Source organism: Schinkia azotoformans LMG 9581 (genome assembly GCF_000307855.1).
Taxonomy (GTDB): domain Bacteria; phylum Bacillota; class Bacilli; order Bacillales; family Bacillaceae_J; genus Schinkia; species Schinkia azotoformans.
On record NZ_AJLR01000118.1, the window covers coordinates 1 to 16320 of the forward strand.

A 16320-nucleotide genomic window follows, 5' to 3' on the forward strand; every position below is an offset into this window, starting at 1 on the left:
GCTGTGTTTCCTTTATCTCATTGCGAAGTGCTCCAGTTTGTTCGTCGCTAAACGGGTGCTTCCGCTTTTCTATTTATTCAGTATACCCCATCAACAGCTTAGCATATGGAGAATTAGCAGGAAGTATAATGACTGTTTCCCCATCAATAGTCCGTTCATAAAATAATAACAACTAACAGTTTTGGATATAGTATTTTGCCTATTCAAAATAGTGTATAAAATTTAAACTGATTGGCGATACTGAAACTGTGGAGGTGGACTGGATGGAATTAAACACAAATAAAAGTTCTGATGGGGAGACGTGCGTCATTTGCGAACAAAAGAAAGATAAGGGCATTCATATATATACGCAATTTATTTGTAATGAATGTGAGAAAGAATTAGTTTCAACGGAAACAAATGATGAAAAATACAAACATTTTTTAAATCAGATGCGGAAAATTACAGAGCCGATGCTAAATCTGAAATAGAACAGATCCATATTTGCATAGGGTCTGTTTTTTATTTAATATTAATAACGAATGAAAATGAAATGAGGCTCTCCGATGAATCAAGATTTACTTCCTCTATACAATGGTTTACTAAGCCATATTGAAACAAAACCAATCTCATTCCACGTACCTGGGCATAAAAGTGGAACAGTATTTCCACCGTTACCATCAGGTCATAACCTATTTCAGGAATTATTAAAAATAGATCAAACGGAGCTTGGGAATCTGGATGATTTGCATTCAGCTAGTGGGATTATAAAAGAGGCTGAGGATTTAACTGCTAAACTTTATAAAGTAACGAAAAGTTATTTCCTTGTCGGGGGATCTACAGCTGGCAATTTGGCTATGATACTATCAACCTGCGAACAGGGTGATAGTGTGCTTGTTCAACGTAATAGCCACAAGTCTGTTCTAAATGGTTTAAAATTGGCAGGTGTTCAGCCAGTTTTCCTATCGCCTGAATATGATAAAAATGGGCAATTTTCAACAAATGTTTCACGTGAAACAGTCGAAAAAGCAATAAAAATGTTTCCTGATGCCAAGGTGCTTATTTTGACTTCACCGAACTATTATGGCATGGTTTCTACAGAGCTCCAGCAAATAATAAATCTTGCCCATGCCAATGGATTAATAGTCCTTGTTGATGAAGCGCATGGGGCCCATTTAATACTTGGTGAACCGTTCCCACCTTCAGCTATACAACTGGGTGCAGACATTGTTGTTCAGTCGGCGCATAAAACATTGCCGGCGATGACGATGGGCTCATTTCTCCATTGTAATACTCATCATATCGATCTGGATAATTTACAATACTATTTGCAAGCCATTCAGTCCAGTAGTCCTTCTTATCCGATTATGGCATCATTAGATATAGCAAGGTATTACTTAGCCCAGATTACGGAAAGCGAAAAGGGGAAAATTGTCACGAGTATTAATAGTCTTCGACAACAGCTTTCAACCATTGACCAACTGAGTGTCCTACCCACTAATACTAAAGACAATAATTGCGACCCATTGAAGGTAATTGTTCAAACAAGATGCTCCCACTCCGGTTATGAATTACAAAAGGAATTCGAAAAGCAAGCCCTTTATACAGAGCTCGCAGACCCGTGGAATATTTTATTTGTTCTGCCTTTAGCTGCCATTGAAAATGGGTCAGCTATAATTGAAAAACTAAAAGTGGCTGTCGAGCACTTACCGGTTCAATTTGTCCAACAAAAAAATACATATAAAGCCTTAGATAAAAAGGAAGATAAAATTTCAACTCTAGCCATTCATTATAATGAAATGAAAAAGTTCAAAAAAGACAGAGTTCCGTTGCTTCAAACGAAAGATCATATTGCGGCTGTATCTGTTATTCCTTATCCGCCGGGGATCCCGTTGATCCTTGAAGGTGAAAAAATAACAAACTCACATATTAACCAGCTTCTAGAGTTACTAAATGCAGGTGCTTATCTTCAAAATCATAGAGATATTTTGGGAAATGGACTTGAAGTTTTTAAATAAGATTTATATGAAAACATGCCAGCCATTAAAAAATTAGGGTAAAATAAGTGTGGATAATATATTTTAAACTAGAATTGTAAGTGGAGGAAAAAAAATGAGTTATCTCATAACTCTCGAAGGTGTCGAGGGATCAGGAAAATCCACATTAATTAATTATGTTAAGGATTTTCTTGAATATAGAGGGAAAAGTATTGTTGTTACAAGAGAACCAGGAGGAATTGATATAGCTGAACAAATTCGCTCAGTTATTTTAGATAAAAAGAATACTAAAATGGATGGTCGAACTGAGGCGCTCCTCTATGCTGCAGCAAGAAGACAGCATTTAGTGGAAAAGATTATTCCCTCACTAAATGAAGATAAAATTGTATTATGTGATCGTTTTATCGACAGTAGTTTGGCCTATCAAGGATATGCTCGAGGGTTAGGGATTGACGAGGTTCTTTCGATTAATGAATTTGCTATTGGAAATTTTATGCCGAATTTAACCTTGTATTTAGACCTTGATCCTGAGGTTGGATTAAGTAGAATTCGAAAAAATAAAGAAAGAGAAGTAAATAGGTTAGATTTAGAGGAAATGAACTTTCACAATAAGGTGAAAGAGGGATATGAGGAAGTTTTGGTGAAATTCCCTAATAGAATTGTAAGAATAGATGCTAATCAAGAAATTGAGAATGTATTTTCGGAGATTAAAAAGGTATTAATAGATAAAATAATGTGGTGATCGTATATGCAAACATGGGAACAACTGCAGGAAACACAGCCCAATGTAGTGAGGATGCTGAAAAATAGTATATTGAAAAACCGGATTGCGCATGCCTATTTATTTGAGGGCGGTCGTGGAACAGGTAAAAAAGCTGTCGGCATTCAGCTCGCCAAAAGCTTTTTTTGCATAAATAAAACGGGTGCTGAACCATGCAATTCCTGTATTGAATGCAAGAGGATCGAATCAGGCAATCATCCTGATGTCCATTTCCTATCACCGGACGGTTTATCGTTAAAAAAAGAACAAATAAAAGATTTGCAGAGAGAATTTTCAAAGAAGAGTGTAGAATCAAAGGGGAAAATCTATTTAATTGAACATGCTGATAAAATGACAAATCAAGCAGCCAATAGTTTATTAAAGTTTTTAGAGGAACCAGATGGACAAACTATTGCCATTTTGTTAACAGAACAGGTTCAGCAAATACTGCCAACGATCTTATCCAGATGTCAAATTTTGAATTTTCAACCATTAACGGCAGATTTACTTTTACAAAAACTGCTACAACAAGGTGTCCCTGCTCATTTAGGAAAAATTGTTGCCTCTCTTACCAATAATATTAATGAAGCACTTGCTATAATTTCAGACGATTGGTTTGCACAAGCCCGAAACATAGTGATACAATTAAATGAGGTCCTTTTAAAGAGGGGTCATCATGCTTTATTATTTTTACATGAAAATTGGCTGTCACACTTTAAGGAAAAAGAACAGCTTAGTGTAGGTTTGGATTTATTATTATTATGGTTTAAAGACCTTTTGTATATCCAAATAGGTGAAGAAAATAGTTTAATTTATATAGATCAAAAGGAGTTGCTTGAGGCACAATCTATGCGTTTTTCTCAAAAGAAAATCGTAGACGATTTAACCGTTATTTTAGAGGCAAAGAAGCGGTTAAATGCCAATGTCAATCCTTCATTATTAATGGAGCAGCTGATACTGAAGTTGCAGGAGGGATAATGCTTGTATGAGGTAGTAGGAGTACGCTTTAAAAAGGCGGGTAAAATATATTATTTTGATCCAGGAGAAATAAAGATCGAAAGAGGATCATACGTTATCGTTGAAACTGTTCGGGGAGTTGAGTTTGGAAAGGCTGTCATCGCACAAAAAACTGTTGATGAAAATGATATCGTTTTACCCTTAAAGAAGGTCATTCGCCTTGCGGATGAAAACGATATAAGAAATGTTGAAGAAAATAAAAAAGAAGCAAAAGAAGCATATGAAGCCTGCACGAAAAAAATAGTAGAGCATGGATTAGATATGAAGCTAGTAGACGTAGAATATACGTTTGATAGAAATAAGATTATCTTCTATTTTACAGCAGATGGTCGCATCGATTTTCGTGAATTAGTTAAGGATTTAGCAGCTATCTTTAGGACAAGAATCGAACTCCGTCAAATCGGTGTTCGCGATGAGGCAAAGTTGCTCGGCGGAATCGGGCCGTGTGGAAGAATGCTTTGCTGTTCTACGTTTCTAGGCGATTTCGACCCGGTATCTATAAAAATGGCAAAGGATCAAAACTTGTCATTAAATCCAGCCAAAATTTCTGGACTTTGCGGACGACTTATGTGTTGCTTGAAATATGAAAACGATGACTATGAGACTGCAAAAGCAGAGTTACCAGACTTAGGGGACCCTATTCATACACCGCAAGGAGACGGCAAGGTAGTCGGTTTGAACATATTGGAAGGTGTTATCCAAGTTGAATTGACTGAACTTGAGCGTGTAGTAGAATATACAATTGATGAATTAATGGAGCAAGGGACCGTGTCGTTTTAGCCCACAAAAATAGAGGTGCATTCAAGTGGACAAAAAACAATTATTTGATCAGGCGATTGAAATAGAAGAACAAATCGGTCGATTATATAAACAATTAGGTGAATTTAAAGCACAGCTTGCAGAGTTGCTTGAGGAAAACCACCATTTAAAAATGGAAAATCATCACCTAAGACAACGGTTTGAAAAAGAGGACGAACCGAAGCAAAAAGAAACGAAAAGAAAGACGAACAAGAAGGAAAAGTCAGAGTCATTGGCGGATATTGGGGAAGGATATGATAACCTCGCTCGACTTTATCAAGAGGGATTCCATATTTGCAATGTTCACTATGGGTCTTTGCGAAAAGATGGCGACTGCCTGTTTTGTTTATCGTTTTTAAATAAAAAATAGGCGTAGAGGCTGACTCAGGAACAAAGAGTCAGCCTCATTTCTATATAAGGAAGGGTATTTACATATATGGTTGAATTACATGGAGATGAACGTTTAGATTATTTGTTGGATGAGCGGATGAAAATTATCCAAAGCCCGTCTGTCTTTAATTTTTCATTGGATGCCGTGCTATTGGCAAATTTCGTTTACGTTCCGATACAAAAAGGAACTTTGCTTGATTTATGTACAGGCAATGCCGTTATTCCACTGCTTCTAAGTGAACGCACAAAGGGTACAATCACAGGGGTGGAAATTCAGGAGCGCATCTATGATATGGCTGTAAGAAGTATTCAGTACAATCATTTAGAGGACCGCATATCGGTTATTCATGGTGACATTAACGATATACCTGAGGTATTGGGGAATGCCGGGTTTGATGTTGTGACTTGTAACCCGCCTTATTTTCCAACACCGAGTGAAACAGAATATAACGAAAACCCGCATCTGGCTATTGCCCGTCATGAAATTTATTGTACTCTTGAGGATGTTGTTAGGGTGTCAAGCGGGCTTGTTCGACACGGTGGCAAGGTAGCTTTTGTTCACCGCCCCGAGAGGCTGCTTGATATTGTCACTTTAATGAGACAATATAAAATAGAACCGAAGCGAATGCGTCTCGTTTATCCTAAAGCGGGGAAGGAAGCTAATACATTGTTAGTTGAGGGTATAAAATACGGGAAGGCAGGATTAAAAATATTGCCCCCTCTTTATGTGTATAAAGAAAATAATGAGTACACAGAGGAGATGTTAGAAATCTTATATGGAGAAAGATAAGCATTATGTTTATATTTTGGAATGTAGTGATGGCTCGTATTATACGGGCTATACGAATAATTTAGAAAAAAGGCTTGAAATGCACCAAACGGGTAAGGGTGCGAAATATACAAGAGGACGTACGCCAGTCCAACTTTTATTTTCAGAAGTGTATGAGTCTAAAACGGAAGCCATGCAGGAGGAATATCGGGTCAAGCAATTAACGAGAAAACAAAAAGAGGAGTATATTTATGAGAACGCAGCAAAAAAGCTTTAGTGAATCAAATGCCGGGTTGCTTTATTTAGTGCCAACCCCAATCGGCAATTTAGAGGATATGACCTTTCGCGCCATTCGTATTTTAAAGGAAGCTAATTTAATTGCTGCTGAAGATACGAGGCAAACGGTCAAGCTTCTGAATCATTTTGAAATTTCAACACCGTTGACAAGCTACCATGAACATAATAAGCGGGAAAGCGGCGCTAAACTTCTTGAAGAAATAAAGAATGGAAAAACAATTGCTTTAGTTAGTGACGCGGGGATGCCGGCCATTTCCGATCCGGGCTACGATTTAGTTGTCGCAGCATTGGAGGAAAATATCGCCGTTATTGCCCTTCCTGGTGCCAATGCGGCGCTAACAGCTCTCATTGCTTCCGGACTTCCAACCGATCACTTCTATTATTATGGGTTTTTACCACGGGGAAAAAAGGAAAGAACGGCAGAGCTGGAACGGCTAAAGGAAATGCTGGATCCAATGATCTTTTATGAAGCCCCACATCGCTTGAAGGAAACACTCACTGCAATTGAAAAGGTGTGGGGAAGCAATCGTAGAGCAACTCTTTCAAGAGAATTAACAAAGAAGTTTGAGGAATACATAAGAGGGACGGTGGGCGAACTTATCGAGTGGGCGGATGAGGAAACGATTCGTGGTGAATTTTGCATCATTATTGAAGGGGCAAATAGCGCCGAAATTTCGGAAAAACATATTTGGTGGGAAGAATTGCAGATTAAAGAGCATGTAGAGCATTATATTGAAAAAGAGGGATTGCGGTCTAAAGAGGCGATCAAACGTGTTGCAGATGAGCGGGGAATACCGAAAAGAGAAGTATACCAATTGTTTCATATTGAAGGATAAATTTAAGATGTAAGTGTGCAATAAAAAAGAGGCTATAGTTAGCCTCTTTTGAATTAATTATCATTATTTTGCAACGGCAAGGTTTTCTTGAAGTTCTTTTAATAACAATTCTGCACCTTCGCGGCTTAGTACAATTTTACCATTGGCAAGAGCAAAGTTGTGATCAGATACTTCTCCAGTAATGCTGCAAGTCATATTAGGCTTATATTTTTTTAAAACGATACGATCATCGTCAACATATATCTCAAGTGAGTCTTTTTCCGCAATACCTAAAGTACGGCGTAATTCAATTGGAATTACAACTCGACCTAATTCATCAACTTTACGAACAATTCCAGTAGATTTCATGTAAGCATTTCTCCCTTTAATAATATAGTATATCTTTATTTATAATTCGTCATGTTTCGACAAATTTCATCCGTTTTCATCATAACAAGTTTTCCAGAAGTAGTCAATTATTGTTTATGTAAAAAAGTGTAGAATTTATAAGAAAATGTATTTTTTTGCATTTTAAATATTGATGTATTAACTTTCTTTATTAGTACTATTTAAATAGTTAATACCAATACTTTTACATTTAATTACCTTTTTTCAAAAAAATGTTTTTTTCTTTTATTATAAAAATAACGACAAAATTCTACAAGGGTTTTTGACAAAAAAATTAGGGCCAGGTGCAATCTTGACTCATAATATTTGATTAGGTATATTTTGGAGATGGTATAATAGATAGTACGAATACAGTTAGGTCTAAGAGGGGGTCATTTAGTTGAGTGAAAAAAAATCATTTTATCTTACAACACCAATTTATTATCCAAGCGACAAATTACATATAGGACATGCTTATACAACGGTAGCTGGGGATGCGATGGCACGCTATAAACGCCTACGAGGTTACGATGTTATGTATTTAACAGGTACTGACGAACATGGACAAAAAATCCAAAGAAAGGCTGAGGAAAAAGGGGTTAGCCCACAACAATTCGTTGATAATATTGTGTCAGGAATTAAAGATTTATGGCAAAAGCTTGATATTTCTTATGATGATTTTATAAGAACAACAGAAGATCGCCATAAGAAAACTGTCGAAAAGATATTTGCAAAGCTCGTTGAACAAGGTGACATCTATTTAGATCAGTACGAAGGATGGTATTGTACACCATGTGAATCTTTCTTTACTGAGCGTCAAATTGAGGGAGGCAATTGCCCAGACTGTGGTCGTCCTGTTGAAAAGGTGAAGGAAGAGTCTTACTTTTTCAAAATGAGTAAATATGTTGATCGCTTATTGCAATATTACGAAGAAAATCCCGAATTTATCCAACCGGAATCTCGCAAAAATGAAATGATTAACAATTTTATTAAGCCAGGCTTAGAGGACTTGGCGGTATCAAGAACAACATTTGACTGGGGCATTAAAGTACCTGGTGATCCAAAGCATGTTATTTATGTATGGATTGATGCGTTATCAAATTATATTACTGCCTTAGGTTATGATACGGAAAATGATGAAAAATATCAAAAATATTGGCCTGCAGATGTTCATTTAGTTGGTAAAGAAATCGTTCGTTTCCATACCATTTATTGGCCAATCATGTTAATGGCTTTAGGAGTACCGCTTCCTAAGAAAGTTTTTGCCCATGGCTGGCTATTAATGAAGGATGGAAAAATGTCGAAATCAAAAGGAAATGTCATCGATCCGGTCACATTAATTGATCGCTATGGGTTGGATGCACTCCGTTATTACCTGCTTCGTGAAGTTCCATTCGGATCAGATGGTGTCTTCACACCGGAAGGTTTTGTAGACCGTATTAATTTTGACTTAGCAAACGATTTAGGAAACTTATTGAATCGTACAGTAGCTATGATTGATAAATATTTTGGCGGAGAAATTCCACAGTATGACGGGCAAGTAACGGAATTCGACGGAATTCTAGAAAATACCGCAAAAGAAACGGTTGAAAAAGTTGAAAATGCAATGGAAAAAATGGAGTTTTCCGTCGCATTAACAGCTATTTGGCAGCTAGTCAGCCGCACAAATAAATATATTGATGAAACACAGCCATGGACACTTGCTAAAGATGAAAGCAAAAAAGCCCATTTAGCGTCCGTAATGTATCATTTAGCAGAGTCATTACGATATAGTTCCATTATGCTGCAGCCGTTTTTAACGAGAGCACCAAAGAAAATTTGGGAGCAATTAGGCGTGAGCGGCGAGAAGTTGACTGCTTGGAATAGTCTCTATCAATTTGGTTTAATCCCGAGCGGCACAAAAGTACAAAAAGGCGAGCCAATCTTCCCACGTCTTGAAACAGAAAAAGAAGTGGCAGCAATTAAAGAGGATATGCAGCCACCAGCACAAGCCGTGCCGTCAGAGCCTGCAGCTGCTAATGGGAATGAAGCGGGTTCGGAGCAGGCAGTTCCTGAAGTTGAAGAAATCACAATTGATGACTTTGGAAAGGTTGAGCTTCGTGTTGCCGAGGTCATTCAAGCTGAAAATGTCAAAAAGGCAGACAAGCTGTTAAAGCTTCAATTAGACTTAGGCTATGAAAAGCGCCAAGTTGTTTCCGGTATTGCCGAATATTACAAACCAGAGGAATTAACTGGCCAAAAAGTAATCTGTGTAACCAACCTAAAACCAGTCAAACTTCGCGGCGAGCTGTCACAAGGCATGATCCTTGCCGGAAAGGACAATGGAAAGTTAAAGCTTGCTACAATTGATGCAAGCATTCCCAATGGTACAAAAATAAAATAAGCTTCAAGGGAGTTTTTTTATGTTGTTTGATACCCATGTTCATCTCAATGCAAGGCAATTTGCCGATGATGAAGCAGAAGTTATAGAGCGTGCACTTTCAGAAGGTGTCTCCCACATGGTCGTTGTCGGATTTGATAAAGAGACTATTGAAGGTGCAATTAGAATCGCGGAACAGCATGATTTTATCTATGCATCAATCGGCTGGCATCCGGTTGATGCTATTGATATGAAGGAAGAAGATTTGGAGTGGATTGAGGGGTTGGCCAGTCATCCAAAGGTTGTTGCTCTTGGTGAAATGGGCTTGGATTATTACTGGGATAAATCACCAAAAGACATCCAAAAGGAAGTATTTCGTAAACAAATACGCTTAGCGAAAAAGTTAAAACTGCCAATTATCATCCATAACCGTGAAGCAACACAGGATATTGTCGATATTCTGAAAGAAGAGGAAGCAGGCGAAGTGGGCGGTATTATGCATTGCTTTAGCGGAAGCCTTGAAACAGCTATGGAATGCATCGCCATGAATTTTTATATCTCCCTTGGTGGCCCAGTTACTTTTAAAAATGCCAAAAAGCCAAAGGAAGTAGCTACCGAACTTCCACTAGAGAAGCTACTCATCGAAACGGATTGCCCGTATTTAACACCGCATCCGTATCGCGGCAAAAGAAATGAACCAGCTTATGTCAAATTAGTTGCCGAGCAAATTGCTGAGTTGAAGGGCATACCTTTCGAGGAAGTAGCCCGTCAAACAACGGAAAATGCGAAAAAGGCGTTTGGAATTTCATAAATTGTCGAAAGGGCTGTCTCTCAAGTGGGACAGTCCCTTTTTTCATTAACTTTATCTCAGTCGTCGTCCTCCAGTTTTTTTGTCGCTTAACGGGCACTTCCGCTTTTCTATCGAATAATGTTGTCGATATTTTTGGGTGGATTTCCTAAAGAAAAAAGCTTTATAATGTGAAACGATAGACAAAGTGAACATGTCTTAGAATTTGTCAAGAGTAGGTGGGGTGGTAAATTATAGTTGACAACTTGAGAAGGGCTCTTATATAATCACTCCGAGAAGGAGGCAAATTATGCTGAAATCGAAAAAGATGATAGTTGCCTTGTCTAGTATTCTAGCTATTATACTAATAGCGGTACTATCGTACGAGGGAACTAAGCAGCCGGTAACGGTTGTATTAGACGGGAAAGAGGAAACGGTACGAACCCATGCCGAGACGGTAAAAGAGCTTTTGGCAGAGCTTAATTTAGAAGTCTTGGAGCAGGATCGGGTCACGCCTTCGCTGGATTCACCGATAATGAAAAACGGGAGAGTTTCGTGGGACCCAGCCAAGCCTATTAGATTGATAGCCTGGGGGAAAGAAGAGACAGTTTGGTCGGCAGCTAAAACTGTAGGGGATTTTATAAATGAGCAAAATATTAAGTTAAGTGAACACGATAGAATTAGTCCAAGTAGGGATACAGAGCTAGATCAAAAAACAGAAATAGTCATAGATACTGCTTTTCTTGTAACAATCAAAGATAAAAATGAGGAGAAGCCAGTTTGGACCACTTCGACTACGGTCGTTGACCTTTTGAAGCACCAAGAAATTAAACTTAATGAACTTGACCGCGTTGAGCCAGAAGCTAGCACTCAAGTCACAGAAAATATGGTTGTTAATGTTATACGCGTAGAAAAGGTCACCGATGTGGTGGAAGCACCAGTTGATTTTGCAGTTGTAACTCGAAAAGATTCATCCCTACCAAAAGGTGTAGAAAAGGTAGTCGATAAAGGGGAAAAAGGTTTGGAAAAGCAAACCTTTGAAGTAGTCCTTGAAAATGGCAAGGAAGTTTCAAGAAAGCTGCTAAGTACTGAAAAAGTTAGAGATAGTAAAGATAAAATCGTTGCTTTAGGTACAAAACCAATTAAACAACAAGCGGCCCGTGGTTATGATGGTCCCTCGACAAAGGAATTTTATGTCCAAGCTACCGCTTATACCGCTTATTGTAACGGATGCTCCGGGAAGACCTCAAGCGGCATTAATTTGAGAGAAAATCCAGATGCAAAAGTTATTGCAGTTGATCCTAGTGTCATTCCATTAGGTACAAAAGTATGGGTGGAAGGCTATGGTCATGCGATCGCTGCAGATACCGGCGGCTCCATTAAAGGGAATAAAATTGATCTTTTTATTCCTGATCAAAAAACTGTAGACGGATATGGTCGTAAAACGGTTTTAATTAAAATCTTAGAATAAACAGAATAGCATCTTCGATTTTCACAGGGGATAAACTCCTCTGTGTTTTTTGTTTTTAATTAGCTTATACTTATACATATAAAGAGACGTTAAACGAGCATTAAAAGTTTCAGATTTTTGAGAGGAAAAATAAAAAAATGGAAAAAATCAAAGAAATTATTGTGGTTGAAGGAAAAGATGATACTGTTCGGGTAAAAAGAGCTGTTCAAGCAGATACGATTGAAACAAATGGCTCTGAAATAAGTGAGACGACGATTGAACAAATTCGACTTGCCCAAAACCAGCGGGGTGTCATTATTTTTACTGACCCAGACTATCCTGGGGAACGAATCCGGAAAATCATATCTGAAAAGGTACCGGGGTGTAAGCATGCCTTTTTGCCCCGTCACGAGGCAATCCCTAAAAAGGGCAAAGGCCTTGGTGTCGAACATGCTTCAATTGAAGCTATTCAAACGGCTTTAAGGGCGGTACAGCAGGAAATGATTAATGTAAGGGAGGAAATTACTCAAGAGGATTTAATTGAAGCTGGTTTAATTGGGGAGGACCGATCCAAGGAAAGAAGAGAAAAGCTTGGGATGATCTTAAAAATAGGGTATACGAACGGGAAACAGCTTCATAAGCGTTTAAATATGTTTCAAATTACGAAAACGGCATTTTTAGAGGCTGTTGTTCAAGTGTTACAGGAGGAAACGGAATGATGAAGGACATTGCAACACCGGTACGAACGAAGGCAATTTTGGAAAAGTACGGGTTTTCTTTCAAGAAAAGCTTAGGACAGAACTTTTTAATTGACTTAAATATTTTAAACCGAATTGTTGATTTTGCCGAGTTGACTGTGAACAGTGGTGCTATTGAAATTGGACCTGGAATTGGGGCGTTAACGGAGCAATTGGCAAAGCGGGCAAAGAAAGTAGTCGCCTTTGAAATTGACCAACGGTTGCTGCCGATTTTAAAAGAAACGCTTGAACCTTATCCGCATGTGAAGGTTATTCATGAGGATGTTCTAAAAGCAAATGTGAACCAAGTCATTACAGAGGAATTTGGGGAAGATCAGGATTTAATGGTTGTAGCCAATCTCCCTTATTATGTGACAACGCCAATCATTATGAAGCTTTTGACCGATCAATTGCCGATACGGGGAATTGTTTGTATGCTTCAAAAGGAAGTCGCTGACCGAATAGCAGCCGCCCCTGGTACAAAGGACTACGGCTCCTTATCAATAGCCATCCAATATTATACGGAGGCAAAAACGGTTATGATTGTACCGAAAACTGTTTTTATACCGCAGCCGAATATTGACTCTGCTGTTATTCGGTTAACAAAAAGACCGGAACCGGCTGTTAAGGTTACAGATGAAGAGTTTTTCTTCACGGTTGTCCGGGCTAGCTTTGCACAGCGGCGAAAAACCATCTTTAATAATTTATCAAGCCACTTCGCTCAAACGATTGAAAAGAAGAATATTGAAAAGGCCCTTCATGCCGCTGGAATTGATCCAAAAAGGCGAGGAGAAACATTAAGTATAGAAGAGTTCGGAAGATTAAGTGATGAGCTTGTATCCCATCTGGACGTAAATAAAGCAAAGCGCATTTGATTCACGTTTTTCCCCTTGGATACATAGGTTATAGAGACAATGTATCTGCCCCATGTGAGGAGGGGAAATATGGATATCGAGGTGGGAGATTTAGTAACCCGCAAATCTTATAAGCAGGATTTACTTTTCCGGGTGACGGAAATAAATAACAACATAGCTATATTATTAGGCGAGGATGTTAGGCTTATTGCTGATGCACCGATTTCTGATTTATTAATTATAGACGATAAAGAATATAAATCACGACAGAAGAAGGAAAAGGAAAAAGTAGATAAATCCAACTGGCTATTCCGCCAGGATTATAATTTAATTCGCCAAAGAAATGAATATCATGCCTCGAGCGGCTACAGTCATAGTGAATCTTACTTTCAAATGCCCGGCCGTGTGTTGCATCTGGATGGCGATCCTGTTTATTTACAAAAGTGCCGCACATTATATGAACGTCTGGGTGTTCCGATATATGGCGTCCATATGAGTGAAAAAGAAATGCCGGAGCGGGTTGGCAGGTTAATTGAGCAAATGCGACCCGATATACTAGTTGTAACCGGGCACGATGCTTATCTTAAATCAAAAGGTAAGATAAGTGATTTAAAAGCATACCGCCACTCGCGCTACTTTGCCCAAACCGTCTATGAAGCGAGAAAAAAGGTTCCACATCTTGATCAGCTTGTTATTTTTGCGGGGGCATGCCAATCACACTTTGAATCATTAATCAAAGCTGGAGCCAATTTCGCAAGCTCACCGACACGGATTAATATTCACGCCCTTGATCCGGTATATATTGTAGCTAAAATCAGCTATACGCCGATCAAGGATCATATTAATGTGTGGGATGTACTTCGAAATACCTTAACAGGTGAAAAAGGGTTAGGTGGAGTGGAAACAAGAGGATTACTTCGAATTGGAATGCCATATAATATATCGGATTATGAATAAAGCTGTCTTTAAAGTAAAGCATACAGGTGGAAATGAATATTTACTTATTTTGTGAATATAATTTTCTTGTTTGTGCTTCATACTTTAAAGGCAGCTTTTATTATTTAAAAATTAAGGCGAATTATACATAAAATTGTCAAACTGAGGAAAAATAATATTATGTTCAAAAAAAAATCTACTATTGAATCAAAAACCCATTGACAGTAAAAAGGTGTCACTGATATAATTTTAGTTTTATTTGACTGAAATGGCGATTGGTGATATACTATACATAGTGAGGTGGAACGAATGGGAAAAACTTTGTTAGACATTAAACGCATTCTTGATAATAATCTTGGGAAGCGCCTGACACTAAAAGCAAATGGTGGGCGCCGCAAGACGATTGAAAGGTCTGGAGTTTTAGCTGAAACGTATCCTTCTGTTTTTATTATTGAATTAGATCAACAAGAAAATTCATTTGAACGGGTTTCTTATAGTTACGCTGATGTTTTAACTGAAACAGTCGAATTAACATTTTTTGATGAAAATACAGGAAGTATCGCAATAAACGGACAGTAGAAATACTGTCCGTTGTTTTTTGAATTACTTATGCATAACATCCTAATACTAAGATTGTCGCAGTTTTAGGAGGGAGTATTCATTATGAGCAGAAGAAGGGGCTTAATGTCTCAACAGTTTAAGGATGAACTCGCAAAGGAACTTGGATTTTATGATACTGTTCAAGCTGAAGGCTGGGGTGGAATAACAGCAAGACAAGCCGGAAGCATGGTAAAGCGCGCTGTTGAAATTGCACAACATAGTTTAGTAAATCAACAAGAACAGTAAATTCGCGTTCTAAAAAAACGACTAAAACACTGCGATAACCGGGGCTAATTTTAGCTTCGGTTTTTTTTTCGATAAAAATGGTTATACTATCTGTTTATGATACAATATACAAGATATTAACTTCATTTAGTAGGTCTGGCACTTGCTGTAAGTGGCTAGACGAGTTTAGTAGGTGATAAGTAGGATGGGCAATCGAATTTTAGTAAAAGCGCCGGCAAAAATCAATTTATCGTTAGATGTTTTACACAAAAGAGACGATGGTTTTCATGAAGTTAAAATGATCATGACTACAATCGACTTGGCTGATCGGATTGAATTAGATGAGCTTCAGGATGATAAAATAACGATAGTCTCGCAAAACCGTTTTGTACCGGATGATGATCGGAATTTAGCCTATCAGGCAGCAAAGTTATTGAAAGAGCGTTTTGCTGTGAAAAAGGGTGTTTCCATTTCAATCTCGAAGATCATTCCTGTAGCTGCTGGTTTGGCAGGGGGAAGTAGTGATGCAGCGGCAACACTAAGAGGCTTAAATAAGCTGTGGAACTTAGGACTATCAATTGATAAATTAGCTGAAATCGGTGCGGAAATTGGCTCCGACGTTTCTTTCTGTGTATATGGAGGAACGGCTATTGCGACAGGTCGTGGTGAGAAAATTGAGCATATTTCTTCCCCACCGCCATGCTGGGTTATTCTTGCGAAACCAACGATTGGGGTATCTACTGCTGATGTTTACCGGAATTTAAAATTGGATCAAGTAGAGCACCCAAATATCGATGCTATGGTACAAGCTATTCATAATCATGATTTTAAAGGAATCTGTACTAACGTTGGAAATGTATTGGAAAGCGTCACCTTAAAAATGCATCCCGAGGTTAACCATATAAAAATGCAGATGCAGCGCTTTGGGGCAGATGCGGTATTAATGAGCGGCAGTGGACCAACTGTTTATGGTCTCGTTCAATATCAATCAAGACTACAACGAATTTACAATGGTTTAAGGGGTTTCTGTGATCAAGTATACGCAGTTCGTTTATTAGGTAACAGAAACGAAAGTTAACTTGTTTCTCACTGTCTAGCTCCAGCGCCTATCGCCTAGCAAACTTCAGGTCTCCTCCCTACGATAAGTCAACTAAGAATTGCTA

Annotated in this window: 19 protein-coding genes; 18 read left to right on the plus strand and 1 reads right to left on the minus strand. The window is 38.3% G+C overall.

The annotated features are described in order from the left end of the window. Positions 1 to 263 precede the first annotated feature (263 nt). The 9 genes from BAZO_RS13405 (at position 264) to rsmI (ending at position 6843) form a co-directional block, all read left to right on the plus strand. Positions 264 to 470 (plus strand): sigma factor G inhibitor Gin, encoded by a 207-nt coding sequence (locus tag BAZO_RS13405; RefSeq protein ID WP_003332126.1) that lies wholly within the window; start codon positions 264 to 266, stop codon positions 468 to 470. A gap of 75 nt (positions 471 to 545) precedes the next feature. After that, complete coding sequence (locus BAZO_RS13410; protein ID WP_003332127.1) at positions 546 to 1997, plus strand: aminotransferase class I/II-fold pyridoxal phosphate-dependent enzyme; 1452 nt, start codon at positions 546 to 548, stop codon at positions 1995 to 1997. Positions 1998 to 2091: 94 nt separating this feature from the next. Next, on the plus strand, positions 2092 to 2718 hold the full coding sequence (gene tmk, locus BAZO_RS13415; protein ID WP_003332128.1) for a dTMP kinase: 627 nt from the start codon (positions 2092 to 2094) through the stop codon (positions 2716 to 2718). A 6-nt stretch (positions 2719 to 2724) separates the two neighbouring features. Beyond that, a complete protein-coding gene (gene holB, locus BAZO_RS13420; RefSeq protein ID WP_003332129.1) occupies positions 2725 to 3714 on the plus strand; it encodes a DNA polymerase III subunit delta' in 990 nt (329 codons plus the stop codon). Between the two features lie 3 nt (positions 3715 to 3717). Beyond that, a complete protein-coding gene (locus BAZO_RS13425; protein WP_003332131.1) occupies positions 3718 to 4533 on the plus strand; it encodes a PSP1 domain-containing protein in 816 nt (271 codons plus the stop codon). A 25-nt stretch (positions 4534 to 4558) separates the two neighbouring features. Beyond that, complete coding sequence (gene yabA, locus BAZO_RS13430; protein WP_003332132.1) at positions 4559 to 4921, plus strand: DNA replication initiation control protein YabA; 363 nt, start codon at positions 4559 to 4561, stop codon at positions 4919 to 4921. Between the two features lie 66 nt (positions 4922 to 4987). Then, positions 4988 to 5731, plus strand: a complete 744-nt coding sequence (locus tag BAZO_RS13435) for a tRNA1(Val) (adenine(37)-N6)-methyltransferase (RefSeq protein ID WP_003332133.1) — start codon at positions 4988 to 4990, stop codon at positions 5729 to 5731. Next, entirely contained in the window at positions 5718 to 5987 is a 270-nt protein-coding gene (locus tag BAZO_RS13440; RefSeq protein ID WP_003332134.1) for a GIY-YIG nuclease family protein, read from the plus strand. Before BAZO_RS13435 ends, BAZO_RS13440 begins: the two co-directional genes overlap by 14 nt. Further along, positions 5962 to 6843, plus strand: a complete 882-nt coding sequence (gene rsmI, locus BAZO_RS13445) for a 16S rRNA (cytidine(1402)-2'-O)-methyltransferase (RefSeq protein ID WP_003332135.1) — start codon at positions 5962 to 5964, stop codon at positions 6841 to 6843. Before BAZO_RS13440 ends, rsmI begins: the two co-directional genes overlap by 26 nt. 63 nt (positions 6844 to 6906) lie before the next feature. Here rsmI and BAZO_RS13450 read toward each other — a convergent pair whose 3' ends face one another. Beyond that, positions 6907 to 7191, minus strand: coding sequence for an AbrB/MazE/SpoVT family DNA-binding domain-containing protein (locus BAZO_RS13450; protein WP_003332136.1), 285 nt, complete (start codon positions 7189 to 7191; stop codon positions 6907 to 6909). Between the two features lie 418 nt (positions 7192 to 7609). Here BAZO_RS13450 and metG point away from each other — a divergent pair, with 418 nt between their 5' ends. The 9 genes from metG to ispE all read left to right on the plus strand — a co-directional run bounded on the left by metG (position 7610) and on the right by ispE (position 16235). Further along, positions 7610 to 9592, plus strand: a complete 1983-nt coding sequence (gene metG / locus BAZO_RS13455) for a methionine--tRNA ligase (protein WP_003332137.1) — start codon at positions 7610 to 7612, stop codon at positions 9590 to 9592. A 19-nt stretch (positions 9593 to 9611) separates the two neighbouring features. Then, positions 9612 to 10379 (plus strand): TatD family hydrolase, encoded by a 768-nt coding sequence (locus tag BAZO_RS13460; RefSeq protein ID WP_003332138.1) that lies wholly within the window; start codon positions 9612 to 9614, stop codon positions 10377 to 10379. 286 nt (positions 10380 to 10665) lie between these two features. Then, complete coding sequence (locus tag BAZO_RS23075; RefSeq protein WP_003332139.1) at positions 10666 to 11826, plus strand: G5 and 3D domain-containing protein; 1161 nt, start codon at positions 10666 to 10668, stop codon at positions 11824 to 11826. 137 nt (positions 11827 to 11963) lie between these two features. Continuing rightward, positions 11964 to 12524: a ribonuclease M5 gene (rnmV, locus tag BAZO_RS13470; RefSeq protein WP_003332140.1), complete on the plus strand. Its 561-nt coding sequence runs from the start codon at positions 11964 to 11966 to the stop codon at positions 12522 to 12524. Next, positions 12521 to 13417, plus strand: a complete 897-nt coding sequence (rsmA, locus tag BAZO_RS13475) for a 16S rRNA (adenine(1518)-N(6)/adenine(1519)-N(6))-dimethyltransferase RsmA (RefSeq protein ID WP_003332141.1) — start codon at positions 12521 to 12523, stop codon at positions 13415 to 13417. The genes rnmV and rsmA overlap by 4 nt, the downstream gene beginning before the upstream one ends. Positions 13418 to 13486: 69 nt before the next feature. Continuing rightward, positions 13487 to 14353 (plus strand): sporulation peptidase YabG, encoded by an 867-nt coding sequence (gene yabG / locus BAZO_RS13480; protein WP_003332143.1) that lies wholly within the window; start codon positions 13487 to 13489, stop codon positions 14351 to 14353. Between the two features lie 288 nt (positions 14354 to 14641). Further along, the gene (veg, locus tag BAZO_RS13485) at positions 14642 to 14911 is read left to right on the plus strand and encodes a biofilm formation stimulator Veg (RefSeq protein WP_003332144.1); all 270 of its coding nucleotides are present in this window, start codon (positions 14642 to 14644) and stop codon (positions 14909 to 14911) included. 84 nt (positions 14912 to 14995) lie between these two features. Further along, a complete protein-coding gene (locus tag BAZO_RS13490; RefSeq protein ID WP_003332145.1) occupies positions 14996 to 15178 on the plus strand; it encodes a small, acid-soluble spore protein, alpha/beta type in 183 nt (60 codons plus the stop codon). A 184-nt stretch (positions 15179 to 15362) separates the two neighbouring features. Beyond that, complete coding sequence (gene ispE, locus BAZO_RS13495) at positions 15363 to 16235, plus strand: 4-(cytidine 5'-diphospho)-2-C-methyl-D-erythritol kinase (protein ID WP_003332146.1); 873 nt, start codon at positions 15363 to 15365, stop codon at positions 16233 to 16235. Positions 16236 to 16320 lie beyond the last annotated feature (85 nt).

Bases quoted from the DNA above. Each gene is read 5' to 3' on its own strand.
- BAZO_RS13405 (WP_003332126.1), top strand. From the start codon at position 264: ATGGAATTAAACACAAATAAAAGTTCTGATGGGGAGACGTGCGTCATT.
- BAZO_RS13410 (WP_003332127.1), top strand. From the start codon at position 546: ATGAATCAAGATTTACTTCCTCTATACAATGGTTTACTAAGCCATATT.
- tmk (WP_003332128.1), top strand. From the start codon at position 2,092: ATGAGTTATCTCATAACTCTCGAAGGTGTCGAGGGATCAGGAAAATCC.
- holB (WP_003332129.1), top strand. From the start codon at position 2,725: ATGCAAACATGGGAACAACTGCAGGAAACACAGCCCAATGTAGTGAGG.
- BAZO_RS13435 (WP_003332133.1), top strand. From the start codon at position 4,988: ATGGTTGAATTACATGGAGATGAACGTTTAGATTATTTGTTGGATGAG.
- BAZO_RS13440 (WP_003332134.1), top strand. From the start codon at position 5,718: ATGGAGAAAGATAAGCATTATGTTTATATTTTGGAATGTAGTGATGGC.
- rsmI (WP_003332135.1), top strand. From the start codon at position 5,962: ATGAGAACGCAGCAAAAAAGCTTTAGTGAATCAAATGCCGGGTTGCTT.
- BAZO_RS13450 (WP_003332136.1), bottom strand. From the start codon at position 7,191: ATGAAATCTACTGGAATTGTTCGTAAAGTTGATGAATTAGGTCGAGTT.
- BAZO_RS13460 (WP_003332138.1), top strand. From the start codon at position 9,612: ATGTTGTTTGATACCCATGTTCATCTCAATGCAAGGCAATTTGCCGAT.
- BAZO_RS23075 (WP_003332139.1), top strand. From the start codon at position 10,666: ATGCTGAAATCGAAAAAGATGATAGTTGCCTTGTCTAGTATTCTAGCT.
- rnmV (WP_003332140.1), top strand. From the start codon at position 11,964: ATGGAAAAAATCAAAGAAATTATTGTGGTTGAAGGAAAAGATGATACT.
- rsmA (WP_003332141.1), top strand. From the start codon at position 12,521: ATGATGAAGGACATTGCAACACCGGTACGAACGAAGGCAATTTTGGAA.
- yabG (WP_003332143.1), top strand. From the start codon at position 13,487: ATGGATATCGAGGTGGGAGATTTAGTAACCCGCAAATCTTATAAGCAG.
- veg (WP_003332144.1), top strand. From the start codon at position 14,642: ATGGGAAAAACTTTGTTAGACATTAAACGCATTCTTGATAATAATCTT.
- BAZO_RS13490 (WP_003332145.1), top strand. From the start codon at position 14,996: ATGAGCAGAAGAAGGGGCTTAATGTCTCAACAGTTTAAGGATGAACTC.
- ispE (WP_003332146.1), top strand. From the start codon at position 15,363: ATGGGCAATCGAATTTTAGTAAAAGCGCCGGCAAAAATCAATTTATCG.